Consider the following 26,355-nt stretch of genomic DNA (forward strand, 5'->3'; position numbering starts at 1 on the left):
ACAGCGACCTCAACGCTGCGCGTCTACCAATTCCGCCACGACCGCATATGTTAGTCAGCAAAACCCTTGAGGTAATTAAGTGGGCTTGCCTTGGTGCGGAAAGGGAGATAGCAAATTGGTATCCCCTGATCAAGGGCTCATTTCACTTATTTGACAGGAAAAATGCAAAGCAACGCCCCAACCGCGCAAATCCCCGAGTGGCGCACCACCTCGGAGTTGGTTTCCTACCCCGAAGCCCTTGCAGAAATGGAAGCCCGCGCAGAGGCCATTCATGCTGGCGAAGCCCATGAACTTGTTTGGTTTCTTGAACATCCGCCACTTTATACGGCCGGCACCAGTGCCCATGCCGAGGACCTTGTGGATCCGGATCGCTTTCCGGTCTATGACGCGGGCCGCGGCGGGCAATATACCTATCACGGACCGGGTCAGCGCACGGTTTATCTAATGCTCGACCTTAAGAATCGCGGTCGCGATGTCCGGGTCTATGTCCATAATCTCGAAGAATGGGTGATTCGCACCCTCGCCCTGCTGGGCGTTAAAGGCGAACGGCGCGATGGCCGTGTTGGCATATGGGTGGTGCGCGATGATGGCCGCGAAGACAAGATCGCCGCCATTGGCGTCCGGGTGCGCCGCTGGGTGACGTTCCATGGTATCGCGATCAATGTCGCCCCGGACCTGACGCATTTCGGTGGAATCGTGCCGTGTGGCATTTCCGACCATGGGGTCACCAGCCTGAAAGATCTGGGCGTCGATATTCCTATGGCGGAGCTTGATCGCCTGTTACAACAGACCTTTGGCGAAATCTTCTCGTAACCCCAATCCGGGCCTTCCGAATGAGTGACAAGTCGCAACCGGCCAAGGCAGACACCCTGCCAGCTAAAGGCAGATCCAAGGGCCATAAAATGCCCGAAAGCATTGCCGATGGCGGGATGGCCGATGCCGAACGCGACATTCTTGCCGAACTTGAAAAGGCGCTGGGCGAACATATCGCCCTTTTGCTGCGCTGGAACCGCAAGCTGGTTCTGGGGGATTCGCAGGCGTCATCTGACGCCGACGAAGACGATCATGATTGTGATTTCGGGGCGTGGTACGCGCTTAATCGCCATAACCGCCTGATTGACCAGCCCGCCATGCGCGCCCTGGCAACAACCCATCAGCAACTTCACGAGTCGGCGAAGCGGCTTTTAAGCGCACATGATGTCGATCACGAAGTCGATTCGGCCGAGTTCGACATGATGGCCCTGCGCGCAGAATCATTCTTTGCCCAGTTGCGCCGGCTTGAACGTGCGTTCCGAACCGCGCGATCAGATGTTGATCCACTGACAGGCACCTATAACCGTCAGACCATGATGGGCGATCTGAATGCCGAACGCGAACGTGCGATCCGCACCGGGGTCCCCACCGCGATCGCGCTGGTCGACCTTGATCACTTCAAATCGGTTAACGACACCTATGGCCATCAGGCCGGTGATCTCGTTTTGCAATCAGTCGCTGGCATCCTGCAATCGCATGTCCGCCCGTTTGACAAGGTGTATCGCTATGGCGGTGAGGAATTCCTCGTCTGCCTGCCCAATGCCGACATGAAGCAATGCGCACGCGTTCTCGAACGCCTGCGTCGCGTGATCGAGGCATCCCCGGTTGCCATCTCGGACGAAACGATATTGCCGGTCACCGCTTCCATCGGGGCGGCCCCGATGACCAAGAACCGCACGACCGAGCAAATCATCGAGAAAGCCGACAAGGCCCTATACGCCGCCAAGGAAGGCGGTCGCAACCGCGTGCGCGTCTGGCGCAATCCGGATGGCAAGACCGCGTCCGCGGCTACAAAACCCGGCAAGAACGCGACCTGAGGCGATCTGCGCCCGGGCACCAAAGGCGAAAGTGCCTCTACCCGCCGCAAGCCAGCCCAAATCAGGAAAAATTTTCCACAAATTCTTCCGCAGCGCAGCAACGATAATAGCCACCTGTTTTCAGATTGTTACGCCGCCAAAGTGCTTTTGTTCACTGCCAAGAACAAAAAATTCCGCATAAGCGAAATCTTGTCTTCACAAGTTGGCAACATATCTGCAAACTATAATAAGAAAAGGCAGCAGGGCTTTGCCTCCGCTCAAGACCGAGAGAGCAAGGCCAAGAGATAATCGCTGCCGACTTGGGAGGGAATTCGTTTAGACCCGAACGGAGGCCCATGAATGTCCAGTTCTATGGATTTCGCGCCTGGCGACCCGACCTTGATGCTGACCGTACTGCGCAGCGCCGAGGCAAATCTTGATCGCAGCATGTTGCTGCGCCGTGTCCTGTCCCTTTTCTGTACCGATGATTATGGCAATCAGGTTGCCATCCAAGACGGCCCTGACTTGCAGCGCCGCATCGACAATGCCATCGCCAATCTTCAACTGGCTGGCTTGATCCGCATGACGGCTGGCGAAGAATTGTCGATCACTTCGCTTGGCACCGCCATGATGATGGCCTACCCGCTTGGCATCGATGATGGTGTTCTGTGTTCGCTGCCGGCATTTCGCAACAACCTTTATGAAACCCATGCGCCGGTGGTTCAGGAACGCCACCTGCCGAACTCGGCCTATGGTTCCGGTTTCTCGGCCGGGATCGACGCCCACCGCCTGACCGAAAACCCCTATCCGTCTGATTGCCGCGATCATGAAGACTGGTTGATGGGATGGGATGAAGCCCTTGATCAGGCCAAACGCGAAGCGGAAACGCTGCTGAACTGATCGCCATGATCTGTTCACATTGCGCCTGAAGACTTGCGACCGGCAGACGGAATGCAATTTCCGATGCCGCGATTTGAATACCCGGCACTGCCGGTGATGCCGTGCTGCCTTGTGCAACGGCCGACACCTGCCCGTTTGATCCGCAACGATGGCAACACGCCATTGTCACTGCACATCACACACGGGCAACGGCTCCCTGCCCCCTGATCACAACCGTCCCCGATCACAACCGACAGACCAGCAAAGCACGACACGCGGTTTATCCGCATGGGATCGGCATCGGTATCGTCTTGTTTACTTAAATGATTGGGCCGCTATTTGACTTCGCTGTTGGACGGTTCATCAGATGCGAAGATTGAAACCACGTTATTTTCGCTGACCTCGGGGGCTTGGTCTTGCTCACCACTGATCGGCTTTTCACGCTTGTGTCCGTCATGCTGTTTGTCGGCGTTCTGACGTTCATGTTCAGTCAAGGTGCGTTCACCTCGCGTGCGCCCGTGCAGCAAGCGGTTCTGATCAGCCTTGCGGGCCTTTTCGTCGCGTTGCTTGCGTTTGCGTGCCTGCCGCAGATTTACCAGATCGCCCATATCAGCCTTCTGTTTTCTGGCTTCTGTTTTTCCGGCTGACCGGATCAGGCGAAATAGCCCGACCCGGCATGACCCGAAATAAAAAACGGGTGCTTCGATCTCCCGAAGCACCCGCTAGCCGTTCTTAAAATCCGTAGGTGTCCGACAGGACTTAGCGCACGAAGACGTGCACCTCGTTTGCCGAGACAGATGCGCTGGTCGCATCAGAAGCACGCACGCGCGAGCTTGGCATGCCCATATCGGTCAGCGACCGAAGAACTGCCTGCGCGTTGCGCTTGGATTTATTGGCATTCAGCGCAACCTGCGCCGGGGTACCACGATTCGGTGTCACCGCAACCACATCAAAGCTTGCCTGCGGGCGACGTTCAAGAACGCGGTTCACCGCGTTATACAACGCCTGCTCGTACTTGACGCTCGCCGTATCAAAACGGATCACGACAAGCGGACGGTCGCTTGGTGCGGCTGCCATACGCTGACCGCTTGATGCCGGTGCAGCCTGCGACTGGAAGACACGTTTGGAAAGGGAATCCCCGAAGATCTCGCCATTCTTGACAGCCAGGGCCAGCGCATTGAGGTTCGCGCGTTCTGTGCTGACATAAGACGTCTGACGGGCAAGGCTTTCGCTGATTTCGTTCAGAAGACGATCAATCAGCACCGTGGTGCGGTTGGTTTCGTCTTCAAGCAGGGCCAGCTGACGGTGGTCTTCGTCAACAGCGCCTGAAACCTGATAGGCCGAACGAACCGACTCAAGCAGGAAGGTCGACAGCGTGCTGTCGGCAGCAACCTTGTTGGCCAGCGAGTTCAGCGCGGCAATGTCATCATTCACACGATCCAGTTCGGACTGTGCGGTGTTCCACTGCTGCACCAGAACCGGGTTGCCCGGCGTGGTGCCGACCTGCAGACGGGCACTGATCGCGGCAACCGTGCCGTGATAGGCCTGCGAGTGCGCGACGGTCTGTCCACGCAGCTGCTGCAGTTCGTTGCTATGATTGCTCAAAGCGGATTTGAGACGGTTCAGCTCCTGCTGCATGTTCTCGACCTTGGTACCAACAAAGGTTCCGGTCTGAGATACCCCAGTCAGCGGTTCCGTGCTTGCAGCAACGTCATAGCTGGTGATGGCATCGGCACCAACAGGCTGATTGGCAACGACGTTTTGCTGCGTCGTTTCCTCTTCACCGGCAAGTGTCGGCCACAGGGCCTCAGAAGAAAAAGAACATCCCCCCAGCATCAGGGCGGTGCCGATTACGGCGAGGTAGGTTTTACGAACGGCCATTTCGATCTATTACCTAAGTAGAAATATGCGAATCTCCCTGGGCCTGCCTTTTTATCTAGGTGAAACAAGCCCCTGCTCCCCCGGGATTGAAAGCATCTTAGTCTACGACCACTTATGGAACAAGACGCATTTGCCCCTTTTTTGCCGAGTCTTGTCCTTATTCACTTCAAAGCGGACAAAGCCGGGCAAAACAGGGGCGTAGCAGTCAGGTAAACCGCGCCTTCGGAAAAAATGGCAAAAATTCAAATTTACTGCTTGCAATGGCATGCTCGTTTGCATAAGTTCCGCTCCGCCGACGGGGAGCAGTCCTTTGCAAACCGCCGGAAATTAAGGCAAGCGCCCGTAGCTCAGCTGGATAGAGCATCTGACTACGAATCAGAAGGCCGGAGGTTCGAATCCTTCCGGGCGCGCCAGTGAAAGGCTCGACGTCACCGCGTCGGGCCTTTACCATTTATACAAGCGTAAAAGCGCCCGTAGCTCAGCTGGATAGAGCATCTGACTACGAATCAGAAGGCCGGAGGTTCGAATCCTTCCGGGCGCGCCAGTCAAAGGCCCGACGTTACTGCGTCGGGCCTTTGTTCTTTCGCCCACCTGCTTTGCGCTTGCTTGGTCTGGCGCACAATCTTCAAACAAGCCCGATCAGAAAAAAGCCCGGCACACATTTGCACCGGGCTTCGTATCTTACATCGGGTATTTTATGTCGGTGTTTGCGGGCTTACATGCCCGGCATGATCACGGTATCGATCACGTGAATAACACCGTTGTCAGCCTCGATATCGGCATTGACCACAGTGGCTTCATCGACCATGACACCGTTCATGGCATTCACATCGATGCTGTCACCCTGGACACTGGCCACCATCATTTCCTTGCCTGCGATGTCACCCGACATCACTTTGCCCGGCACCACATGATAGGTCAGGATGGAAACAAGCTTGTCCTTGTTTTCCGGCTTCAGAAGGTCTTCAACGGTGCCTGCCGGCAGTTTGGCAAAGGCTTCGTCGGTCGGCGCAAAGACCGTAAACGGACCTTCGCCTTTAAGCGTATCGACAAGTCCGGCGGCCTGCACGGCCGCTACAAGCGTGTTGAACGAACCGGCGGCAACGGCGGTATCAACGATATCAGCTGCTTTGGCGGACATGGCGCCAAAGGTCAGGCTGGCAGCGGTCGCAACGGCAATGAGAGACGATTTGATCGCAGACATGGTCCTATCTCCTGTTAACCAACGTGGAATTTCAACGTCGAATTGTTGCTGTCACACGAAGGCATACGGCCCATCATCGCGTATCAGTTCAATCATATGATTGTGATAACAAAGGCGCATCCAATCACCTTTGCACAACGTACTACACCCTTGGCGCGTAGCCATCCGGTCGACAAAATCACTGCATCTTGTATCGCTGCGGTGTTATGGTCAGCTGATCACAAGGGCAAAGCCCGATAAGGGACCTAGGACGGAGCGCAACAATGAATGCCAACACCCGGATCACCATTTCCTGCGATGACCGCGTCGGTTTGATTTCCGATATCACCGGACGACTGTTTGATATCGGCACAAACCTTGGCCCAACCTCCTTTTCGCTCGACGGCGATGTTGCGAAGTTCGAAACCACTTGCGAACTTCCCGACGAATGCCCGATATCCGAATGCGAGGCTGTGCTGCGCGGACTTTCCCTTGGCAATGCCGACATCACCGTCGAAGCCATTGCCGCCACCCCGGAAATGACCACGGCACCGGGTGCCACCCATCTGATCGAATGTTCGGGGATTGATCAGCCGGGCCTGATCGCGCGCCTGTCGGAAATCTTTATCGAATATAACGCCAACATCGTCCGTCTGGCGGCATCGGCAACCGATGAAAAGGATGCACGGATTTACACCCTGCGCTTTGCCGTCGCCATTCCACCGGAACGCGCCGCCAACTGTCTGGCAACCCTCGCCAACACGGCAGGCTCGATGCGGCTTGTCTTCAAGTTTGACGAGCTTTAAATCACCACGCGATTACGGCCGGATTGCTTTGCCTGATAAAGCTTCTGGTCGGCACTTTTAAGGACTGCCCACGGGTCGGTGGTATCCTCATCGCGTTCGCACACCCCAACCGAGATGGTAACGGAAACGGATTTGTTTTTTTCCGGCGGAGTGATCTTGTTCTCTGCAATCCGTTTGCGCAGCGCATCAAGCGGCTCTGCTGCACGTTCGGCACTGCGTCCGGCAAACAGCACAGCAAATTCTTCGCCGCCATAACGGTATGCCTTCCCACCACCGCCGACGCGCGCAAGCTCCCGCGCCACCTTTTTCAAAACGATATCGCCAACATCATGACCATAGGTGTCGTTGAACTTCTTGAAGTGATCAACATCAAGCATCGCAATCGCATATTGATTGCCAAGTTCCGCCATCGCATGGCCCAGCGCGCGCCGCCCCGGCAGCCCGGTCAGATCATCGACAAACGCCATCCGCCAGGCTTCCTGCGCAAGCCCCGCCAGAACCACACCGGTTGCTGCCAGATATCCATATTGAATAATCCCGCTGCCCATCACGGTTGCCACATCAATGGCGATGATCGCCGCCGCAAAGCTGGTTTCAAGCGGCTTGTGCCGGATCAAAAGCAGGACCACCGCGATGACGGATATGATCATCGCCGGATGGGGCATTGCGCCCAAAATACCGGTGCTGACAAAAAAGCGCGTATCAAGCACGCGATGCAGGGCTGACCCGACATCGGGCTGCCCCGCCAGCATCAGCATGACAAAGATCTGCAATCCCAGAACCAGCATCCGGGCAATGCCCCGCGGGTTCAAAACACCGCGCTCGGCCGTAAAGCCCAGTAAAAGCAAATTGATCGGGATCAGATAAAGTGTGGCGATCCGCAGGAACGCCAATCCCTCGGCCGAAATGCCGGCCCCGTTACCCACCAAAAGCCAATAGCAAACCAGCAGCAACAACATGACAAAAACCGCGCGCCCGCGGTTAAACCACCAGCCAATCGCCCCGCCCAGAACGGCAAGCAAAAACGGCCCATATCGCACCAATCCCGAAAGTTCGGCTGGCACCAGTGTCGGTGAAACGGCCAGCACCAGGCACGCACCCAGAATGAGCGCAGGTGCCAGACCGGCAGAAACAACAATGGAATAAGCGCGACGCATGGGGCGTTCGATACTACCTGCTGATAGGGTCTAAGGGCCCGCAACCGATGGCGTTCCCGGTATCGCCGGTAATCTAACGACAGTCCGGTTAAGGGGCTATTGCTTTATCCGGCTTATCTCGAGTTTTTCTGATTTACGGGCCGCGTGCGCCAAAAGCACTAGAGACATAAGTGTTTTAAAACTTGCCACCATTCGCATCCGCACCCTAAATTACCCACAGGTTTACTGCGACGCACAATGATCGCAGACCACATAACTGTCACGGCGGCCACGGTACGATCCCGAAAACGGGACGCAAGAATACGCCACATGCTTCGCGCGATGATCAATTGATGATCCATCGCCTGCGACGCACTGATTGAAATGACAGGTTCTGGAGAAACGTTACCATGAGCTTCACCACACCGACCCCGGCCCCGGCACGCCTGAACCGGTCCGAACTTGCCGTTCCCGGCAGCCGGATCGAACTGTTTGAAAAGGCCGCGAAATCCAAGGCCGATGCCATTTTCCTTGATCTGGAAGACGCCGTTGCGCCCAGCGACAAGGAACAGGCCCGCAAAAACATCATCGAGGCCATCAACGATATCGACTGGGGCGACAAGGTCCTGTCGGTGCGCATCAACGGTCTTGATACCCATTACATGTATCGTGACGTCGTCGATGTTCTCGAACAGGCCGGTGACCGGCTTGACCTGATCATGATCCCCAAGGTCGGAACTGCTGCCGACGTTTACGCCCTTGATATGATGGCAACCCAGATCGAAACGGCCAAGGGCCGCAAAAAGCGCATCGGGTTTGAGCTGATCATTGAAACTGCCCTTGGCATGCAAAACATCCACGAAATTGCCGCGGGCTCCCCGCGCAATGAAAGCCTGCATTTCGGTGTCGCCGATTACGCCGCCTCGACCAAGGCGATGACAACCGGCATTGGCGGCCCGAACCCGCATTACGGCGTTTTGACCGACAAGGATGGCGACAATCCGCGCGATTATCACTGGGGTGACATGTGGCACTATGCCATTGCCCGCATGGTGGTCGCGGCCCGCGCCAATGGTCTGCGCCCGATTGATGGTCCGTTTGGGGATTTCTCTGATCCGGACGGCTATCGCGCGCAAGCCGCCCGCGCCATGGTTCTGGGCTGTGAGGGCAAATGGGCGATCCACCCAAGCCAGATCACCCTCGCCAACGAAGTCTATTCACCTTCTGATGCCGAAGTCACCAAGGCCAAACGCATCCTTGAAGCGATGGAAAAGGCCCAGTCCGAAGGGGCCGGTGCCGTGGCCCTTGATGGTCGTCTGATTGATATCGCATCCATCAAACAGGCCGAGGTTATGGTCCGTCAGGCCGAAGCCATCGCCGCGCGCGACGCGGGCTAAACGCCTTATATTCAGATCACATCAAAAGGGCCGGGATTTTCCCCGGCCCTTTTCACTATTATCTAGGATGCCAGTCGGCGTGATTGCCTGACCTGCCCGTGCAGGATTTCTTGGGGATCGCCATCACGCACCAGATGCATGTTGATGCCATCCGACCCACCACCGAGTTCCGGTTTCAGGCGCTGCTTGCCATCATAATGGCCACCATTTTGGGTGCGGTACGGGATTGGATCATCGGTGAACAAACCGGCAAGGCGTTGCTTGAACGCGGCCTCGATTTCTGCCCAGCCGTCTTCATCCATGCGATCGGTGCTGTAAACCGGAAATGGCGGCATGACGTCCATACCGGGATAGAAAAGCGCACCATGCTGGATCGGCCACAACACATTATCGATGCTGCCATTAACACCGCGGTCACTGTAATGCGGCAAATGTCCACCAATCGGCACAATCAACATCGCGCGGCGTCCGGCAAGCGTGCCCTCGCCATAGCGATCGCCCCAATGCGTCTCACTATGTTCGCCCACACCATAGGCAAAGCCATAGGCAAACACCCGATCAAACCAGCCTTTCAGGATGGCGGGCATGCCAAACCACCACATCGGAAAGCTGAACAACACCGCATCCGCCCACAAAAGCTTATCCTGTTCGGCGGCGATATCCGCCGTCTGAAAGCCGGACGCATAGGCATTTTTGGACTCTGCCACATAGATCAGCCGATCAGGATCGCGACGTTCGGTGAAATCGTGCGCATCAGCCAACGGTTTCCAACCCATGGCATAAAGATCAGAAACCTTTACGGCGTGGCCGTCAGCACGCAGCGTTTCAACCGCGACATCCTTTAATGCACTGGTCAGGGATGCGGGTTCGGGATGGGCATGGACAATCAAGACATTCGACATTGGGCCGTCCTTTCCAAAGGGGATCACGTTCGATGCGTGATCATGGCCTGATGTTCTGCTATCTTTGAAATTCAATAATTTTTGATCTGGTATAAATATGACAGATATCAGCAAGCTTGACCTGAACCTGCTGGTCACACTCGACACGCTGCTGGCCGAACGCAATGTTACGCATGCGGCAAGGCGCCTGAACCTTAGCCAGCCAGCGATTTCAACACGGCTGACGCGCCTGCGTGATTTGCTGGGCGATCCGTTATTGCTGCCCGCACAGCGCGGCATGATCCCGACCGAACGCGCACTGGAACTCCAGGAACCGCTGCATCAGGCACTGGAAAGCGTTCGCCGGGTCGTTGCCGAAAACAGTCCGTTTGATCCATCAACAGTCACCGCCACCATCGCCATTGCCGCCAGTGACTATGTGCAATACGCGATCCTGATGCCGCTTCTCGAAGTCTTGCGGCGTGATGCGCCGGGGATCAAGGTCGCCTGGCGCACGATCAACACATCCATGCTCGATACCCAGATGGCGCGCGGTGATGTCAGCCTGGCACTCTCAACCCCTGAAACCGCGCCCGAAACACTTCGAATGCGCAAAATCTATCGCGAGGAATATGTCGCAATCGCCAGATGCGATCATCCGGCAATCAGCAAGCCACTTGATCTCGACAGCTTTTGCGCACTTGACCATGTCGTCGTGTCCCCCGAAGGCGGCGGATTTAAGGGGCCAGCCGATGATGCCATTGCGGCACTTGGACGCAAACGCAACGTTGCCCTGTCTGCGCCGGGTTTTCTAGTTGTTCCCGAAATCGTCGCACGCAGCGATATGATCGCCCTTGTGCCCAGGCGGGTTGCCCACGGTCGCAGCGGTCAGATCCAGATATTTGATCCCCCGATGCCTGTTACCGGTTTTGACATGGCGCTAATCTGGCATGACCGCACCACCACCCATCCCCTGTATCGCTGGCTCCGCGATCAGATCACAGCATTGATCGCAGATGCCTCCGGAGATTAACCACCAGATCCCGACAATAAAAAAGGCTGGCCCGCGACATTCCCGCGGGCCAGCCCTTAATTCAGATGCCTGTTATTCTATGGCACTGCAATCAGTCGGCAATGCCGTCAAAGATGATCTTGCCAATGGCCTTGCCACTTTCCAGCAACGCATGCGCTTTCTGCAGGCTTTCCGGTGAAAGCGCGCCAAAGCTTTCATTCGCCGTATTGGTAATGGTGCCCTCATCAACCAACTGGGCCACCGTCGCCAGAAGCTTGTGCTGTGCAATCATGTCAGCCGTCTGGAACATCGAACGGGTAAACATGAACTCGTAGGAGAAGCTGGCAGACTTGGCTTTCAGAAGATCCACATTGTGATTTTCCTGGGCCTCGGTGATCGTCACGATCCGGCCCTGCGGCGCAATGACAGTCGCCATCACATCAAAATACTGATCGGTTTCCGACGTGCAGAAAATGTAATCGACATTGGCAACATCAATCGTCGCCAGTTCTTCATCCAGCGGATTGCGATGGTTGATCACCTGATCCGCGCCAAGCTTTTTGACCCACGCCGTGGTTTCCGGGCGCGATGCGGTCGTGATGACTTTCAGACCGGCAAGCTTGGCCAACTGAATGGCAATCGATCCAACACCACCGGCCCCGCCAATGATCAGGATCGTTTTATTTGCATTGGCGTCAACCGCCTTGCGATCAATCATAAGACGATCAAACATCGCTTCCCACGCTGTAATCGTCGTCAATGGCAGGGCGGCTGCGGCGGCGAAATCAAGTGACTTCGGCTTGGGCGCGACAATGCGTTCATCAACAAGTTGCAGCTGGGCATTGGACCCCGAACGGGTCACATCCCCGGCATACCAGACTTCATCGCCCGGACGGAACAGGGTGACGTCTTCGCCAACAGCCTCGACAACACCGGCCGCATCCCAACCAAGCACCTTGAAGGCACCGTCATCCTGCTTGCCCTTGCGGACTTTGAAATCGACCGGGTTCACCGCAACGCCCTTTACCCGAACAAGGATATCATGACCCTCGGCAACCGGGGCGTCGGTTTCGATCTGGGTGAACAGGCCGTCGGTTTCGACCGGGGCAGATTTATAAATACCAATGGCTTTCATCTTTGGCATTTCCTTCCATCAAAGGTTTGATTTGTGAATGGCCAAGTTTTAACGCATAATCCTCTTTGAAATAAGTACGCACAATTTCAGCATATAGTATCAATTTGTATACTATTGCGGATTTCCGGGAATTACAGACACATTCCCTGAACCGGTCCTTGCTGATTTGGAGGTTAAAGATGAATAGCTGCCCACCCAACAGAAGCCCAGGCTGCCCGGTTGAAGGTGCGCTTGATATGATTGGCGGCAAGTGGAAAGGCGTTGTGATGTTCCATCTGCTTGATGGCACGAAACGCTTTAACGAGCTGCGCCGTCTGATGCCCGGCGTCACCCAGCGCATGCTGACCCGCCAGCTCCGCGAACTTGAAACCGATGGGCTTGTACATCGTGAAGTCTATGCCGAAGTTCCGCCGCGCGTTGAATACAGCCTGACCCAAAAGGGTGAAACGCTGCGCGGCATTATTCTGGCCCTCAAGGACTGGGGCGAAACCCATGTTCCGTATTATGCGATGTCAAAACGCCCGATGCCCGAAAGTGAACCCGCCTGATCAGATTTGCCGCAAGTCACGTGCCATTTTCCAGAATGTCGTTCTGTCATATCCGTCATGAACACCTTCGCCGGCAATCACAAACCCGCGTGATTTGAAAAACCCGATATTGTCTTCAAGTTCGATACGAACACTAAGCCGCATATGCTGCTTGCCGCGATCACGCGCAAACGCACAGGCGGCCTCGACCAATGCCTTGCCGATACCAGATCCCTTGACCGCCGGGTCAACCGAAAGCTTGTAAAGATAGGCGTCCTTGCCGACATCCTCGATCCAGATTTGGCCGATGATGTTGCCATTGCCATCCCGGGCGACAAACAGTGTGTCGCGCGCAAAACGCCATTGCAGTTCGGAAACCGAAACCGACTTGGCCGAGCTTGGCGGATCGACAATATCGTCCTGAAAGGCAAAGGCCGCCAAAAGAATTTCAACAAGCCGCTCGAACGAAACGTCGTCCGGGGCGTTGATGTGTGTGATCTCGATACTGGACGTCATGGGGTTCCACGTGCAAACTATCAGACGTAATGAATGTATGAACACTACGCCATAATTATTACGTAAACGGAAAATATGGACTGTTCATAGCTCCGCCCTTGACGTGGCGGGTCGATATACTATGTTCCGCCCCATTGTTTCCCAGTCGGATATGATGCCCTGATGCATAACTTCCTCGATTTTGAAAAGCCGATCGCCGAACTTGAAGGCAAGATCGAAGAGCTCCGTCATTTGACGGGCAGTGACGAAGTCAACATCGCAGACGAGGTTTCCCGCCTGCAGGAAAAGCTGACCAAGCTTTTGCAAGGCACCTATGGCAAGCTGACCCCCTGGCAGAAAACCCAGGTGGCGCGCCATCCTGATCGTCCGCATTTCACCGACTATATCGCCAACCTGTTTGACGATTTCACCCCGCTTTCCGGTGACCGCCAGTTTGGCGAAGACGCCGCAATCATCGGTGGTTTCGGTCGTTTGCAGGGCCGCACGGTGATGGTGATCGGCCATGAAAAAGGCCGCGATACCGAAACCCGTGTGAAACACAATTTCGGCTCCGCCCGCCCCGAAGGCTATCGCAAGGCGATCCGCCTGATGCGCATGGCCGAGCGTTTCAACATTCCGGTTGTCACCCTTGTTGATACTGCTGGCGCCTTCCCGGGTGCCGATGCCGAGGCGCGCGGCCAGTCCGAAGCCATCGCACGGTCGATCGAAGCCTGCCTTGATATCAAAGTGCCGCTGGTATCGGTCATCATCGGCGAAGGTGGATCGGGTGGTGCGATTGCGCTTGCGGTTGCCAACAACGTTCTGATGCTTGAAAACTCGATTTATTCGGTGATCTCGCCAGAAGGTTGCGCATCCATTCTGTGGCGTTCTGGCGACGAAGCCAAAACTGCCGCCGAGGCGCTCCGTCTTACCGCACAGGATCTGTTGCAGCTTGGCGTGATTGACGAAATCGTGCCAGAGCCGCTTGGTGGCGCACAGCGCGATGCCAAGGAAGCCTGCAAACGGGTTGGCAAAGCGATCATCAAGGCACTTGAAAGCATGGATGACGTCGAAGGTGGCGTGCTCAAGGCGCGCCGTCGTGACAAGTTCCTTGAAATGGGCCGCAAGGGCCTGAACTGATTTTCCATTCAGGGCGCAGACCATCATCAATGATGCTGCGCCCTGTTGTCATTTTCCGGCGCAGTCTGTCCGTCGGTTATATCCGGCAAAATGAAGCGCCCTTTTCCGGCCTGGTCGGGAGGCACCATGAATTTTCTTCGCCGGATCGTTGAATCCAATCGATTTCAAAATTTCATCACCGCCGTCATTGCGATTAACGCCATCATCCTCGGGCTTGAAACATCCCCGACCGTGATGAATGCGGCGGGGTCGGTGCTGCATGTGCTCGATCAGGTGGCGGTGGCGATTTTTGTCATCGAACTGGTGATGAAACTTGCGCTCTATCGACTGGCCTTTTTCAAGCGCGCCTGGAATGTCTTTGATTTCACGATTGTTGCCATCACCCTGATGCCGGCAGGCCAGGGCGTCTCGGTCCTGCGTGCGCTGCGTATCCTGCGTGCCTTCCGCCTGATTTCGACCGTGCCGTCCATGCGCAAGGTGGTCGAAGCCCTGATGCGCGCCATTCCCGGCATGATTTCCGTCCTGACACTTCTGTCGCTGGTGTTTTATGTCTCGGCCGTGATGGCGACCAAGCTGTTTGGCGAAGGCTTCCCCGACTGGTTTGGCACGATTGGTGAATCACTTTATTCGCTGTTCCAGATCATGACGCTGGAAAGCTGGTCGATGGGCATTGTCCGCCCGGTGATGGAGTCTTACCCGCTGGCGTGGCTTTTCTTCGTGCCGTTCATTCTGGTAACGACATTTGCCGTCCTGAACCTGTTTATCGCAATTGTGGTTGATGCGATGTCGACACATGTCGATGTTGAAGAAACCCAGACCCGTGATGTGATCGAACTCGATCATCAGGAAATCATGACCGAACTGCGCGCTCTGCGTAGTGAAATGAGCAAACTTGCCAACGCCCGGAACGACCATCCACAAGACGTCCCATCCGATCAAAACAAGACATCGACACCATCCTGAACAGTCGGTCAGGCCAGGCTTGCCGGGAAAATTGAGCGGTTACTCATAAAAAGGGGGTGGTTAAACGCCCCGAACCTCGTCTAATCTTTCGACAAATATCGGGAGATCGGGGAATGAAGCTAACGTTTGCGGGGACAGGATCGGCCTTTTGTATGGCCGCTGACAATTTTCAGAGCAACATGGTTCTGGAAACGACCCCGTCGGGCAATGACCAACCACAGCGCCTGCTGATTGACTGCGGTTCAGACGCGCGCCACTCGCTGCGCAACATTGGTCATATGCCAAACGACATTCATGGTGTCTATGTCAGCCATCTGCATTCGGACCATATCGGTGGGCTCGAATGGATGGCGCTTGCCAATTATTTCGTCTTCGAAGGGCACCGGGCGGAACTGTTTGCGGTCGACGAACTGCTGGAACCGCTGTGGGAGCACTCATTGCGCGGCGGCCTTGAAATCAGCGATCACGGAAACAGCAAACTGTCGTCCTATTTCGATGTGGTCCCGCTTTCCACCAAGAACGGATTTGACTGGCATGGCATGCATTTCGATGTCATCCCGGTTGCCCATGTCGTGACACCGGAAAGCACGATGTATTCCTATGCCCTGTTTGGTCACGGCCAGAACAAGTCCTTCTTCCTGACAACAGATGCGATTTTCAATCCCGAAGATCATATGCCGTTCTACAAAAAGGCCGACATCATCTTTCAGGATTGCGAACTCGGCCCCCGTCATTCCGGGGTCCATGCCCATTACGACCAACTTGTGACCCTGCCTGCCGAGATCAAGGCGAAGATGTGGCTCTATCACTATCAGGCTTATGATAAACCCGACGCCGTGGCGGACGGTTTCTGCGGGTTCATTGAACCGGAACAAAGTTTTGATCTTGGTTGATCAGACAACCGGCGCATAACCTGCACACTGGGATCAGGATCTATGGGCCCTGACCCTGCCCAAATATAAAAACGAGCAAACGGAACAAAAAATGTTCCACAACCACAAAACGGGACGTGCGAATGCCCAAATCGGTTTTTGCCTATATATGGCGTCATAGCCGCCTCCAGCAGATCATGCTGACATTGGTCACGCTGGCCTCTTTCCCGTTTCTTTATTACTCGCTTGATCTGCCCAAGCAGATCGTCAACGAGGCCATCGGTGGTGCCGGTGCGCCCTATGACATCCTTGGCATCGATCTGACCCAGATCGAGTATCTGTTCGCCCTCTCGGGCATTTTTCTGGCCCTCGTCTTCGTTAATGGCGGCTTCAAATACTTCATCAACGTCTATCAGGGCGTGATGGCAGAACGCATGCTGCGTCGCATGCGCTACGAGCTTTTTGATCGTGTTCTGCGCTTCCCACTGCCGCATTTCCGCAAAACCAGCCAGGGCGAAATCGTTTCCATGATCACCGCCGAAGCCGAACCGCTCGGCGGCTTCTTTGGCGAGGCCTATGCCCTGCCGCTTTATCAGGGCGGCATTCTGATCACGATTTCGGCCTTTATCTTTATTCAGGACCCTTTGATGGGGCTGGCAGCGATCGCGTTTTATCCGTTGCAGGGCTATCTGATCCCGAAACTGCAACGCCGCGTTAACCTGCTTGGCAAACAGCGCGTTCAGAACGTGCGCCGCATGTCCGAACATATCGGCGAGACGGTTGGTGGTGCGACCGATATCCGCGCCAATGAAACACAAGGGTTCGAACTGACCCACTTCACCCAGCGACTTGGCCGGATCTTCGAGATCCGCAAGGAAATCTATTTCCGCAAATTCTTCATCAAGTTCCTCAATAACTTCATCGCCCAGATCACCCCGTTCTTCTTCTACTCCATCGGTGGCTATCTGGTGATTACCGGTGACCTGAGCTTCGGTGCGCTGGTCGCGGCCCTTGCCGCCTACAAGGACATGTCGGCACCGTGGAAAGAGCTTCTTGCCTATTATCAGCGCCTTGCCGATGCCAACATCAAATACGAACAGCTGCACGAACAGTTCGAGCTGCCTGATCTTGCACCGGAACACGAACTGATTGCACCGGTTTCGCCAAAACTGGCCGGCCCGCTGGATGTCAGTGCCCTGTCATGGACGGATGAAGACGGCACCCGTGTGGTGGAAAATGTTTCGTTTAACATGGGATTGCCGGGCAAGGCCCTTTTGACCGGCGCATCAGACAGTGGCAAATCGCAACTTGCCCGTCTGATTGCCCACATCATGACCCCGACGGGCGGGCGCATTCAGTTTGCCGATTTTGATGCCACCACCCTTCCGGCTGCGGTGGTCGGGCAACGTCTGGCCTATGTCGGGGCAGATGCGTATCTGTTTAATGGCAGTATTTCCGATAACCTGTTCTATGGCCTGAAACACCGCCCCGTCCTTCTGGAACAGGATAACGATAATCCCGCACCTGACAGCGATGCGGACGCCAAAGCCTATCCCGATCCCAAATTTGTCGATGTCGTCGAACTTGCCGATCCCGCCGACCTGCCCTGGAAGCTGACGCGCGAAATGTATGACGAGATCAAGATGTCGGGCAACATCCCCTATGATCCGTCTGCCGAGTGGATCGATTATGTCGGACCGGGATTTGAATCGCGCGAAGACATGCAAAAGGAACTGATGCGCCTGCTTGAGGTGGTCGGCCTTGATCGTGATATTTATCGCATTGGCCTGTTGCGCCGCATCAGCCCTGAAGAACGCCCGAACCTTGTTCAATCGGTACTCGATGTCCGTCCGCGCCTTAAGGAAATTCTGGCCGAACGTCAGCTGTCCGACCTTGTCGAACCGTATGATTTCGACAAATACAACGACAACGCGCCGGTCGGCGTGAACATCCTGTTCGGCACACCATCGCGCACCGAATTCAAGCGGATGGACTTCCTGTCGCATCCCTATATCCAGAAAAGCCTGCGCGAAAGTGGCCTGTATGAAAAGATGATCAAGATGGGGCGTGAAACGCTTGATCTGATGATCGAACTGTTTACCGGCCTGCCCCCGGGGCATGAATTCTTTGACCGTTACAGCTTTGTCTCGGCCGATGAAATGCCCGAGGTGAAAAACATCCTGAAACGCACCGACGGTGTGCGTGTCGATGACATGCGCAAAGAGGACCAGTTGCGTCTTCTCGACGTTGCCATGCAACTGACCCCGGCCCGCCACCGCCTGCGCGTGATCGATGATGATTTCCGCGAACTTGTTCTTCAGGCCCGGCCCAAGTTCCGCGAAAACATGCCCGATGATCTGGCAGGCTATATCGACTTCTTCGAGGCGGATGGCTACGCATCAGCAGCACCGATCCTTGATAACTTGCTGTTTGGTCGCTTTGCCTATGGCCGTGCAAATTCCGAGGAACGCGTTGGCGAGGTCCTGTTTGAAATCGCCCATGAAGGTGGCCTTTACGAAGGACTGGTGTCACTTGGCCTTGAAAGCCAGGTCGGCGTTGGCGGCAGCCGCATGTCCCAGACATTGCGTCAGAAAATCGCCCTTGTCCGTGCGCTGATCAAGAACCCGGACCTTCTGGTCGTCGACGAAGGTCTTTCGGCGCTGGACCGCGAAACCCGCGAAAGCATCATCAACTACCTGACGGGTGAAAGTGACCATACCAGTCTGGTTTGGGTCGATGACGATGACCATGCCGGCGAAAAATTCGATACCTTGCTCTATATGTCGAACGGCAAACTGGTCAAACGCAAAAGCGTTGCCGATGACAGTGAAACAACAACCGAAGAAACCGAAGACGAAGCCGCAGCCGCACTGGCCGCAGGCGACATCGATCAGGAAGTCCGGTTGCTGCGCACGATCCCGCTATTCGCCGGCCTCGATCCCAGTGTCGTCAAGCTGCTGGCCTTTACCAGCCCGCGCCTGACCTTCAAACACGGCGAGGTTCTCGTCAAACAGGGGGATCCGGGTGATGCCGCCTTTATCGTCATTTCCGGGCGCGGTGAAATCTGGCTGACCACCGATGAACACCAGACGCTCAAATTGCGTGACGTTCATGCCAAGGAAGTCATTGGCGAAATCGCCCTGCTTGTCGATGCACCGCGTTCGGCAACCATCCGTGCGGTCGAAGACATGACGGTTCTGAAACTCGACAAGACCGAATTCCTTGGTCTTGTCCGACAGGACCAGGCTGTTTCCAATCAGTTGATCCGTGTTCTTGCCCAACGGCTTGATCAAACCACCAAACAGCTGACCAACCGCAACAACGACAAGAACTGACAAAGCGAACGGACGGAGCTTCCCCATGGGGCTCCGTCCATCCTTCTTTTGCCTGACCTTATGAACTGCGCCTTATGAACAAAATCGCCTCCATACTTCTTGCCGTATTGCTTGGCGTCATCATGCTGGGCGGCTTTATCGCCCTTGTCGGCGGCAGTGTTATCGGCGCACTGGCCTTTGTCATTGGCATCCCGGTCGCCTTCCCGATGACGACAAGCGTCGTGATCTTGTTTTTTGCCGCCATCATCATCCGAACCCTTATTGAAAAGCGCCGCCAGAAACGCGAAATGCGTAAATATCTCGATCAGTCAGAAGACTGATTTTCTGCGCGTTTTGGCGCTCAGCAGAAAAAACATTCGCTTTTTGCCACTCCGCGCCAAAAAAAACGCATCAAATGGCGCCGAGTTCGGTCACCTCCTCTGATCGCCTGTTGATACCTTCCTCTCAGTTCAATGACATGCTTCGCGCAAACCGCGCCAAGCTTAAGGAAGGAGGCCACCATGACGGCACAATCAAAGGAACAGCGTTGCGTTTCGCTCAGCCAGCTTTCCGATCTGCGTTTGCTGCGCGAACATGCCTATATTGATGGTCGCTGGTGCTCGGCTGACAACCTTCAGGTGATCGAAGTCACCAACCCGTTCGATGGCAGCTTCATCGGCACCGTTCCGAACATGGGTGTTCACGAAACCCGCAAGGCCATCGCGGCTGCCCGCGAAGCCTTCCCGGCATGGGCCGCCCTTCTGCCCCAGGAACGCAGTGCCGCTTTGCGTCGCTGGCATGATCTTCTGATTGAAAACAAGGAAGACCTCGCCCTTCTGATGACCCTTGAACAGGGCAAGCCGATCAACGAAGCCCGCGGCGAGATCGATTACGCCGCAAGCTTCATCGAATTTTACGCCGAAGAAGCCAAGCGGGTGAATGTTGAAAACATCACATCCCACCTGCCGGGCCGCAACATGACCATCAAGCGTGAGCCGATTGGCGTCACCGCTGCGGTCACACCATGGAACTTCCCGTGTGCGATGATCACGCGCAAGGCCGCCGCCGCCCTGGCAGCCGGTTGCACCATGATCGTCCGTCCGGCCACCGAAACACCGTTTTCGGCAACCGCACTGGCCGAACTGGCTGAACGTGCGGGCATCCCGGCGGGCGTGTTTAACATCGTTACTGGCGATCCGAACCCGGTCGTGGGCGAGCTGTGCGGTCATCACGATGTGCGCGCACTGTCCTTTACCGGCTCGACCGAGGTTGGCCGCCTTCTGCTGTCGCAAGGCGCTCAGACGATCAAGAAAATGTCGATGGAACTCGGCGGCCATGCCCCGTTCATCGTCTTTGATGATGTCGACCTGGACGAGGCAGTTGCCCACGCGGTGAACGCCAAATTCGCCACCAGTGGTCAGGACTGCCTGGCGGCCAACCGCATCTTTGTTCAGCGCGACATCTATGACGACTTCCTTGATAAATATGCCAAGGCCATCGCCGATCTGCGGGTTGGCAACGGCATCGAGGAATATGTCGAAATCGGGCCGCTGATGCATGACCGTGCGGTTGCCAAATGCGAAGAACATGTTGCCGATGCGCGCGCCAAGGGTGCCCGTGTTGTGACCGGTGGCAAGAAAATGGGCGGGCTGTTCTTTGCCCCGACCCTGCTTGCCGATGTCACCGAAGACATGAAGATCTTTTCCGAAGAAACCTTCGGCCCGGTGGCACCCGTCATGGCGTTCGATACCGAAGACGAAGTCGTCGCCAAGGCCAATGACAGCGAATACGGCCTTGCCGCCTATCTGCTGACCAAGGACAACGACCGTGCCGCACGTGTTTCGAACGCCCTTGAATACGGCATGGTTGCGCTGAACTGCGTGAAAATCACCGGTGCACCGATCCCGTTTGGCGGCGTCAAGCAATCTGGCCTCGGCCGCGAAGGATCGCGCCACGGCCTCGAAGAATTTACCGAACTGAAATACGTCTGCGCTGCTTACAAAGCCTAGGTTTTAACCTTGGTGCGCGCAAAAGACATCAACCGCATTCACATGGGAGAATTCAAATGAATGTCATCAAAAACACCACTGCTGACCTGCAGGAAATGGATCGGGCGCATTTCATGCACCCCTCGACCCACATGCGTCAGCACGCCGCCGGTGAAACCCCCAACCGCATCATCAATGGCGGCAAGGGCATCTATATCCACGACACCGAAGGCCGCGAAAGCCTTGATGCGTTCGCCGGTCTGTATTGTGTAAACGTTGGTTATGGCCGCACCGAAATTGCCGATGCGATCTATGCGCAGGCAAAGGAACTGGCCTATTACCACACCTATGTCGGGCACGGGAACGAGCCGGTCATTCGTCTGTCGGATCGCATCATCAAAAGCGCGCCCGAAGGCATGCAGCGCGTCTATTACGGCATGTCCGGATCGGACGCGAACGAAACCAACATCAAACTGATCTGGTACTACAACAACATCCGCGGCCTGCCGCAGAAAAAGAAAATCATCTCGCGTTGGCGTGGCTATCACGGCTCGGGCATCATGACCGGCAGCCTGACCGGCCTTGCTGCCTTCCACAACGCATTTGATCTGCCGCGTGCACCTATTCTGCACACCACCTGCCCGCACCATTACTGGAATGCAGAGGCCGGTGAAACCGAGGCAGAGTTCGCCAAACGCTGCGCCAATGATCTGGAAAAAATGATCCTGCGCGAAGGTCCGGAAACCGTTGCCGCCTTCATCGGCGAGCCGGTCATGGGCACGGGCGGCATCATTACCCCACCAGTTGGCTATTGGGAAGCCATCCAGGCTGTCCTGAACAAGTATGATGTTCTGCTGGTTGCCGACGAAGTCGTAACCGCCTTTGGCCGTACCGGGTCCTATTTCGGATCGCTTCACTATGGCATCAAGCCGGACCTGATCACGATTGCCAAGGGCGTCTCATCTGGCTACCTGCCGCTGTCAGGTGTGATCATTGGCGAACGCGTTTGGAAAGTGCTGGAACAGGGTTCCGATCAGATGGGCCCGATCGGCCATGGCTGGACCTATTCCGCCCATCCTGTTTGCGCGGCGGCTGCCAACGCAAACCTTGATATTGTCGATGGTGAAAACCTGACCGGCAACTCGGCGGAAACCGGTGGCTACTTCCAGCAGCGCATGCATGAAACCTTTGACAACCATCCGCTGGTTGGCGAGGCGCGTGGCGTTGGCCTGATGGCCGCACTTGAGTTTGTCGCGGATAAAACCAAGAAGGAACGTTTCGATCCGAATGCGAAAATCGGTCCGCGCGTATCAGCCGCCTGCCTTGAGCGTGGCATGATTGCACGTGCCATGCCGCACGGTGACATCCTTGGCTTTGCTCCGCCGCTTTGCATCACCAAGGCCGAAGTCGACAAAGTCATCGACATCGCCAAACAGGCTGTTGATGCGGTCGCAGACGAAGTTGCTGCTGGCAAATAAGCCAGACTGATATCACTGCGACATCACAAATACCCGCCGCGTCAAACCTTCTTCCCGACGCGGCGGTGCACAGGGGCCGGGCCCATGACCGGCCCCCGTTTTATTTCCACGCGACGGTGATCTCACTGCCACGATCTCACTGCCACCGGGCGCAAACCCTTGGTTACTGGCAGGTCGTCGCAAACTTCCCGGCAGTATCTTTCTTGGACGTCACCGTGCAAGCAGCGGTGACGCTGCCCGATGCATTTATGATCTGAAGTTGGATCTCGGCATTGCCGCCATCTGCTGACGGCCACCAGATCGAACCGGCACCGTCAGAACCAAACAGGTTCAGATAAGGTGCCGCACCCGCATTGGTCACACCGGCAACAACCGTGGCATTTCCGGAATTACTCAGCGCATCCTTTACCGTCACCTTGGCTGAGTCAGGGGATGTTTCGGCCCATTCACTCGACGAGATCGGCACGCCATTGGGATTGTAAACCTCCGCCTTTGGCGACGACACAAGCGTTCCGAGCGCCATCACGGCAAACATGATTGCCGGGAAGATCGCGTCACGGACAGTTTGAAGCAGGTTGAGCATATTCACAGCCAGTTCCTTTCACGTCAGTTTCATCACCACAGTCCGCTTATCGGAAAGGGCACGTATGAGACGCAGAAACGCTGATGTTGTGAGCATCACCGGGATCACAGACCGACCGTTCAAGACAAACAAAAACCCCCGCAAGCAGCGCCTGCGGGGGTTTGCGATATCTTATGAAATCGGGAAGTCCCGATTACATGTCGGTACCAAACTCTTCACGAAGCGAGTTCAGCACTTCTTCGGTGTCACCACCGACTTCCTCAACAAGGCTTGCGCCAACGCCTTTGGAAGCTTCCTTGAAGACCGAACGCTGTTCGTCATTCAGACGGATCACTTCGATTTCCGGCTTGGCTTCCTTGATGCGTGCCAGGGCTTCGTCATTGGCCTTTTTCTGGGCTTCATAGATGAAGTCATCCAGTTCGGCCTTTACTTCCGCCAGCATCTCTTTGCGTTCATCCGACAGACCGTCATAGAACGCCGCGTTTGAAACCACGGTGGTGGTGTATTGCTGCTGACCGGCATAGATCAGATGGTCGGTCACTTCGTAGAATTTGGCACTTTCAACGAAGAAGATCGGGTTGACCTGTGCATCAATCACGCTGGTCTGAAGACCGGAATAAACTTCACCCCACGGCAGCGCGACCGGATCAGCACCGAAAGATTCATAAGTTTCGATCAGGATCGGCGAGGTCATGACACGGAATTTCACACCATCGAAATCAGCCGGTTTTTCGACCGGTTTCTTGGTGGTCCAGACCATTTCGCCTTCCGGGTACATGGTATAAAGCTTCAGCCCCTTGGACTCGAAGTCCTTGGACAGACCTTCGTAAATGGTCGGGCTCGAAGACAGAACCTTCTTGTTCACCTCGTTATCCTGCGACAGCAGGTAGGGAACACCAAAGACCTGAATTTCCGGAACGAAAGTCCCCAGGTGACCCGGCGATGCGTTCGAAAACTGAACAGCACCGGCTGCGGTCAGCTCGGTAATGTCGTTCTCGGTGCCAAGCTGGCCATAGGTGTAAATGGTCACATTTACGTCGCCATCGGTCTTTTCTTCGACCAGGCGTTTGAATTCCTGAGCGTAAAGGTCCTGAACATCACCCGGGCTTTCTTCGTGGGCGAATTTCCATTCCTCGGCGTGGGCAGCGGTCCCTGCGACGGCAAACAGTGCAGCCGCCGATAGGGTCGCTTTAAGGAGTTTGTTCAGACTCATATCGAAGTCTCCCGTGTTATCGCGCTCAACGATCGGCGCCAACGCTTGTGAAGGCACTCGGATCGGAACGCTTAATTTCAACATCACTGTGATGAACGCCCAAAGTTTTGAAATGTTCCTACATCAGGTCAATGTTAGTTTTGTCTCATGACAAATTAGTCTGAACACCTACACAGAACAGGTCCGCCATGTTACGCTGGCCAAAACATCAGGGTGGAAAGACAATCATGTGGTTACCTGACATCGACCTCAGCGGCGAAACAGGCCCGAAATACAAGGCACTGGTCGAAGCAATCATTACCGATATTGAATCAGGCAGATTGCGCCACGATGTCCGCATGCCAACACACCGTGAACTGGCCTATCGCCTGAAAGTCAGCGTCCAGACCGTAAGCGCCGCCTACAAGGAAGTCGAACGACAGGGCTATTTGCGCTCCGAACGACGCCGCGGCACCTTCGTGCAGGCCCGCCTGACCGACCGGGCATCGTCCTTTATCCTCGATAGTCGCCAACCCGATCTGGTTGATCTTTCGATTGTGCGTGCGGCCTATACCGATTTTCACAATGACCTGTCGCGCCAAATGCACGCCAAACTGGCCGAAGAACCCCACCACGGCTGGATGGAAAGCTGCCGGCCGGTTGCCGGGTTTGATTATCACCGCGACATCGGACGCAACTGGCTTTCCGGCATGGGGGTCGATGTTGAAATCCCCAACCTTCTGATTACCAATGGCGCGGCACAAGGCGTCTTTACCGCCCTTTCAACCGTCATTCAGCCCGATGACGTCGTCCTGACCGAAAGCCTGACCGATCACGGCGTGATCGGCTCGGCCAGCATCCTGCGCTTCAAGCTGGGCGCGCTGCCGACCGATGATGAAGGCATCCTGCCCGATGCGTTTGAGCAAGAATGCCGCACGCGTCAAATCCGGGCCCTTGTCGTCACCCCGATCTTTACCAACCCGACCAACTGCCTGATGGGGTTGGAACGGCGCAAACGCATCGCCGAAATTGCCGAACATTACGGCGTCTACGTCATCGAGGACGATGTCTATCGCCCGCTGCTCGAAGAAAACCTGCCGCCAATCACAAGCTTTTTGCCCAAGCTTGGCTTTCATGTCTCAAGCCTGACCAAGGCGGTCATGCCGGGCCTTCGAACCGGCTTTCTGGCTGTTCCCGCGCATTTGTCGATTCGTGCCAGCAGCGTTTTACGCGTCACCGGATGGATGGGGACTCCATTGATGGCAGAGATCGGCGCACGCTGGATTGCCGATGGCACCGTCGATCAGGCGGTAACCGTCCAACGTGCGCTGATGCGCGAACGCCAGGCACTGGTGGCCGATATTCTCGGCGATGCGGTTGTGCGCCATCACCCGACATCGCTGTCGGCCTGGGTGCGCATTCCCGAACATTGGCAGGAAGAATGGTTTGCCTCCGAACTGCGCAAAAACGGCGTAGCTGTCACGATTTCCGACCCGTTCATGACCGTCAAGGTCCCCAGGCCAAACGCCATGCGGATCTGTCTTGGCGGCGCCCCGGATACGCCAACGGTTCAGCATGCCCTGATGCAAATTCGCCATACCATGGATCAGATGCCCGGCGTTCACGCCTTCGACGTGATGTATTGATTTTGTGTCATGACAAAA

24 protein-coding genes and 2 tRNA genes are annotated in these 26,355 nt (G+C 55.8%); 17 read left to right on the forward strand and 9 right to left on the reverse strand.

Going from position 1 to position 26,355, the window contains the following annotated elements:
* Nucleotides 1-162: 162 nt before the first annotated feature.
* The 3 genes from lipB (at nt 163) to B2T33_RS15740 (ending at nt 2,729) form a co-directional block, all read left to right on the forward strand.
* Nucleotides 163-813, forward strand: coding sequence for a lipoyl(octanoyl) transferase LipB (lipB, locus tag B2T33_RS15730; RefSeq protein WP_286792539.1), 651 nt, complete (start codon nt 163-165; stop codon nt 811-813).
* A 20-nt stretch (nt 814-833) separates the two neighbouring features.
* Nucleotides 834-1,850, forward strand: coding sequence for a diguanylate cyclase (locus B2T33_RS15735; protein ID WP_286792540.1), 1,017 nt, complete (start codon nt 834-836; stop codon nt 1,848-1,850).
* 339 nt (nt 1,851-2,189) lie between these two features.
* Complete coding sequence (locus B2T33_RS15740) at nt 2,190-2,729, forward strand: hypothetical protein (RefSeq protein ID WP_286792541.1); 540 nt, start codon at nt 2,190-2,192, stop codon at nt 2,727-2,729.
* 314 nt (nt 2,730-3,043) lie between these two features.
* On the opposite strand, the gene B2T33_RS15745 is transcribed toward B2T33_RS15740, so the two are convergent.
* Nucleotides 3,044-3,316, reverse strand: a complete 273-nt coding sequence (locus tag B2T33_RS15745) for a DUF4169 family protein (protein WP_286792543.1) — start codon at nt 3,314-3,316, stop codon at nt 3,044-3,046.
* Between the two features lie 151 nt (nt 3,317-3,467).
* On the reverse strand, nt 3,468-4,589 hold the full coding sequence (locus tag B2T33_RS15750; protein ID WP_008890060.1) for a hypothetical protein: 1,122 nt from the start codon (nt 4,587-4,589) through the stop codon (nt 3,468-3,470).
* Between the two features lie 336 nt (nt 4,590-4,925).
* On the opposite strand from B2T33_RS15750, the gene B2T33_RS15755 reads away from it, so the two are divergent.
* A tRNA-Arg gene (locus B2T33_RS15755) sits at nt 4,926-5,002 on the forward strand.
* Nucleotides 5,003-5,056: 54 nt separating this feature from the next.
* Nucleotides 5,057-5,133 (forward strand) — tRNA-Arg (locus B2T33_RS15760).
* Nucleotides 5,134-5,304: 171 nt separating this feature from the next.
* Here the strand turns inward: B2T33_RS15760 and B2T33_RS15765 are convergent.
* A complete protein-coding gene (locus B2T33_RS15765; protein ID WP_008890059.1) occupies nt 5,305-5,793 on the reverse strand; it encodes a fasciclin domain-containing protein in 489 nt (162 codons plus the stop codon).
* A 263-nt stretch (nt 5,794-6,056) separates the two neighbouring features.
* Here B2T33_RS15765 and B2T33_RS15770 point away from each other — a divergent pair, with 263 nt between their 5' ends.
* On the forward strand, nt 6,057-6,578 hold the full coding sequence (locus B2T33_RS15770) for a glycine cleavage system protein R (RefSeq protein ID WP_197146755.1): 522 nt from the start codon (nt 6,057-6,059) through the stop codon (nt 6,576-6,578).
* Here B2T33_RS15770 and B2T33_RS15775 read toward each other — a convergent pair.
* Nucleotides 6,575-7,735, reverse strand: coding sequence for a GGDEF domain-containing protein (locus tag B2T33_RS15775; RefSeq protein ID WP_286792544.1), 1,161 nt, complete (start codon nt 7,733-7,735; stop codon nt 6,575-6,577). The genes B2T33_RS15770 and B2T33_RS15775 overlap by 4 nt on opposite strands.
* A gap of 389 nt (nt 7,736-8,124) precedes the next feature.
* Between B2T33_RS15775 and B2T33_RS15780 the strand changes: the two genes are divergently transcribed.
* Nucleotides 8,125-9,111: an HpcH/HpaI aldolase/citrate lyase family protein gene (locus B2T33_RS15780; RefSeq protein ID WP_286792545.1), complete on the forward strand. Its 987-nt coding sequence runs from the start codon at nt 8,125-8,127 to the stop codon at nt 9,109-9,111.
* Between the two features lie 62 nt (nt 9,112-9,173).
* Here the strand turns inward: B2T33_RS15780 and B2T33_RS15785 are convergent, their stop codons facing one another.
* Nucleotides 9,174-10,013, reverse strand: coding sequence for an NAD(P)H-dependent oxidoreductase (locus B2T33_RS15785; protein ID WP_286792546.1), 840 nt, complete (start codon nt 10,011-10,013; stop codon nt 9,174-9,176).
* 97 nt (nt 10,014-10,110) lie between these two features.
* Between B2T33_RS15785 and B2T33_RS15790 the strand changes: the two genes are divergently transcribed.
* On the forward strand, nt 10,111-11,025 hold the full coding sequence (locus B2T33_RS15790; RefSeq protein WP_286792547.1) for a LysR family transcriptional regulator: 915 nt from the start codon (nt 10,111-10,113) through the stop codon (nt 11,023-11,025).
* Between the two features lie 91 nt (nt 11,026-11,116).
* On the opposite strand, the gene B2T33_RS15795 is transcribed toward B2T33_RS15790, so the two are convergent.
* Nucleotides 11,117-12,139 carry a zinc-binding alcohol dehydrogenase family protein gene (locus B2T33_RS15795; protein WP_286792548.1) on the reverse strand — a complete coding sequence of 341 codons (1,023 nt, stop codon included), beginning with the start codon at nt 12,137-12,139 and terminating at the stop codon, nt 11,117-11,119.
* A gap of 179 nt (nt 12,140-12,318) precedes the next feature.
* Here B2T33_RS15795 and B2T33_RS15800 point away from each other — a divergent pair, with 179 nt between their 5' ends.
* Entirely contained in the window at nt 12,319-12,687 is a 369-nt protein-coding gene (locus B2T33_RS15800) for a winged helix-turn-helix transcriptional regulator (protein ID WP_063087007.1), read from the forward strand.
* Here B2T33_RS15800 and B2T33_RS15805 read toward each other — a convergent pair whose 3' ends face one another.
* Nucleotides 12,688-13,182, reverse strand: coding sequence for a GNAT family N-acetyltransferase (locus B2T33_RS15805; protein WP_286792549.1), 495 nt, complete (start codon nt 13,180-13,182; stop codon nt 12,688-12,690).
* Nucleotides 13,183-13,344: 162 nt separating this feature from the next.
* On the opposite strand from B2T33_RS15805, the gene B2T33_RS15810 reads away from it, so the two are divergent.
* The 7 genes from B2T33_RS15810 (at nt 13,345) to B2T33_RS15840 (ending at nt 22,916) form a co-directional block, all read left to right on the forward strand.
* On the forward strand, nt 13,345-14,301 hold the full coding sequence (locus B2T33_RS15810; RefSeq protein WP_008890050.1) for an acetyl-CoA carboxylase carboxyltransferase subunit alpha: 957 nt from the start codon (nt 13,345-13,347) through the stop codon (nt 14,299-14,301).
* 126 nt (nt 14,302-14,427) lie between these two features.
* Nucleotides 14,428-15,264, forward strand: coding sequence for an ion transporter (locus B2T33_RS15815; RefSeq protein ID WP_008890049.1), 837 nt, complete (start codon nt 14,428-14,430; stop codon nt 15,262-15,264).
* A 113-nt stretch (nt 15,265-15,377) separates the two neighbouring features.
* The gene (locus B2T33_RS15820) at nt 15,378-16,157 is read left to right on the forward strand and encodes an MBL fold metallo-hydrolase (protein ID WP_040823107.1); all 780 of its coding nucleotides are present in this window, start codon (nt 15,378-15,380) and stop codon (nt 16,155-16,157) included.
* Between the two features lie 122 nt (nt 16,158-16,279).
* The gene (locus tag B2T33_RS15825; protein ID WP_064782466.1) at nt 16,280-19,471 is read left to right on the forward strand and encodes an ABC transporter transmembrane domain-containing protein; all 3,192 of its coding nucleotides are present in this window, start codon (nt 16,280-16,282) and stop codon (nt 19,469-19,471) included.
* A gap of 74 nt (nt 19,472-19,545) precedes the next feature.
* Nucleotides 19,546-19,791, forward strand: coding sequence for a hypothetical protein (locus B2T33_RS15830; protein ID WP_286792550.1), 246 nt, complete (start codon nt 19,546-19,548; stop codon nt 19,789-19,791).
* 180 nt (nt 19,792-19,971) lie between these two features.
* Nucleotides 19,972-21,459, forward strand: a complete 1,488-nt coding sequence (locus B2T33_RS15835) for an NAD-dependent succinate-semialdehyde dehydrogenase (protein WP_286792551.1) — start codon at nt 19,972-19,974, stop codon at nt 21,457-21,459.
* A gap of 56 nt (nt 21,460-21,515) precedes the next feature.
* Nucleotides 21,516-22,916: an aspartate aminotransferase family protein gene (locus B2T33_RS15840; protein ID WP_286792552.1), complete on the forward strand. Its 1,401-nt coding sequence runs from the start codon at nt 21,516-21,518 to the stop codon at nt 22,914-22,916.
* A gap of 163 nt (nt 22,917-23,079) precedes the next feature.
* On the opposite strand, the gene B2T33_RS15845 is transcribed toward B2T33_RS15840, so the two are convergent.
* Both B2T33_RS15845 and dctP read right to left on the reverse strand, forming a co-directional pair.
* Nucleotides 23,080-23,505 (reverse strand): hypothetical protein, encoded by a 426-nt coding sequence (locus B2T33_RS15845; RefSeq protein ID WP_129542771.1) that lies wholly within the window; start codon nt 23,503-23,505, stop codon nt 23,080-23,082.
* A gap of 187 nt (nt 23,506-23,692) precedes the next feature.
* Complete coding sequence (gene dctP / locus B2T33_RS15850; protein ID WP_008890042.1) at nt 23,693-24,712, reverse strand: TRAP transporter substrate-binding protein DctP; 1,020 nt, start codon at nt 24,710-24,712, stop codon at nt 23,693-23,695.
* A 227-nt stretch (nt 24,713-24,939) separates the two neighbouring features.
* On the opposite strand from dctP, the gene B2T33_RS15855 reads away from it, so the two are divergent.
* Nucleotides 24,940-26,337, forward strand: a complete 1,398-nt coding sequence (locus tag B2T33_RS15855) for a PLP-dependent aminotransferase family protein (protein WP_286792555.1) — start codon at nt 24,940-24,942, stop codon at nt 26,335-26,337.
* Nucleotides 26,338-26,355 lie beyond the last annotated feature (18 nt).

The sequence above is a fragment of the Thalassospira sp. UBA4513 genome (genome assembly GCF_002388495.1).
GTDB classification, from domain to species: domain Bacteria; phylum Pseudomonadota; class Alphaproteobacteria; order Rhodospirillales; family Thalassospiraceae; genus Thalassospira; species Thalassospira tepidiphila.

Bases quoted from the DNA above. Each gene is read 5' to 3' on its own strand.
- B2T33_RS15825 (WP_064782466.1), top strand. From the start codon at position 16,280: ATGCCCAAATCGGTTTTTGCCTATATATGGCGTCATAGCCGCCTCCAG.
- B2T33_RS15775 (WP_286792544.1), bottom strand. From the start codon at position 7,735: ATGCGTCGCGCTTATTCCATTGTTGTTTCTGCCGGTCTGGCACCTGCG.
- B2T33_RS15745 (WP_286792543.1), bottom strand. From the start codon at position 3,316: ATGGGCGATCTGGTAAATCTGCGGCAGGCACGCAAACGCAAGCAACGC.
- B2T33_RS15785 (WP_286792546.1), bottom strand. From the start codon at position 10,013: ATGTCGAATGTCTTGATTGTCCATGCCCATCCCGAACCCGCATCCCTG.
- B2T33_RS15765 (WP_008890059.1), bottom strand. From the start codon at position 5,793: ATGTCTGCGATCAAATCGTCTCTCATTGCCGTTGCGACCGCTGCCAGC.
- B2T33_RS15815 (WP_008890049.1), top strand. From the start codon at position 14,428: ATGAATTTTCTTCGCCGGATCGTTGAATCCAATCGATTTCAAAATTTC.
- B2T33_RS15750 (WP_008890060.1), bottom strand. From the start codon at position 4,589: ATGGCCGTTCGTAAAACCTACCTCGCCGTAATCGGCACCGCCCTGATG.
- B2T33_RS15810 (WP_008890050.1), top strand. From the start codon at position 13,345: ATGCATAACTTCCTCGATTTTGAAAAGCCGATCGCCGAACTTGAAGGC.
- B2T33_RS15800 (WP_063087007.1), top strand. From the start codon at position 12,319: ATGAATAGCTGCCCACCCAACAGAAGCCCAGGCTGCCCGGTTGAAGGT.
- B2T33_RS15795 (WP_286792548.1), bottom strand. From the start codon at position 12,139: ATGAAAGCCATTGGTATTTATAAATCTGCCCCGGTCGAAACCGACGGC.
- B2T33_RS15840 (WP_286792552.1), top strand. From the start codon at position 21,516: ATGAATGTCATCAAAAACACCACTGCTGACCTGCAGGAAATGGATCGG.
- B2T33_RS15735 (WP_286792540.1), top strand. From the start codon at position 834: ATGAGTGACAAGTCGCAACCGGCCAAGGCAGACACCCTGCCAGCTAAA.
- B2T33_RS15835 (WP_286792551.1), top strand. From the start codon at position 19,972: ATGACGGCACAATCAAAGGAACAGCGTTGCGTTTCGCTCAGCCAGCTT.
- B2T33_RS15740 (WP_286792541.1), top strand. From the start codon at position 2,190: ATGTCCAGTTCTATGGATTTCGCGCCTGGCGACCCGACCTTGATGCTG.
- B2T33_RS15770 (WP_197146755.1), top strand. From the start codon at position 6,057: ATGAATGCCAACACCCGGATCACCATTTCCTGCGATGACCGCGTCGGT.
- B2T33_RS15790 (WP_286792547.1), top strand. From the start codon at position 10,111: ATGACAGATATCAGCAAGCTTGACCTGAACCTGCTGGTCACACTCGAC.
- B2T33_RS15855 (WP_286792555.1), top strand. From the start codon at position 24,940: ATGTGGTTACCTGACATCGACCTCAGCGGCGAAACAGGCCCGAAATAC.
- B2T33_RS15805 (WP_286792549.1), bottom strand. From the start codon at position 13,182: ATGACGTCCAGTATCGAGATCACACACATCAACGCCCCGGACGACGTT.
- B2T33_RS15780 (WP_286792545.1), top strand. From the start codon at position 8,125: ATGAGCTTCACCACACCGACCCCGGCCCCGGCACGCCTGAACCGGTCC.
- dctP (WP_008890042.1), bottom strand. From the start codon at position 24,712: ATGAGTCTGAACAAACTCCTTAAAGCGACCCTATCGGCGGCTGCACTG.
- lipB (WP_286792539.1), top strand. From the start codon at position 163: ATGCAAAGCAACGCCCCAACCGCGCAAATCCCCGAGTGGCGCACCACC.
- B2T33_RS15820 (WP_040823107.1), top strand. From the start codon at position 15,378: ATGAAGCTAACGTTTGCGGGGACAGGATCGGCCTTTTGTATGGCCGCT.
- B2T33_RS15830 (WP_286792550.1), top strand. From the start codon at position 19,546: ATGAACAAAATCGCCTCCATACTTCTTGCCGTATTGCTTGGCGTCATC.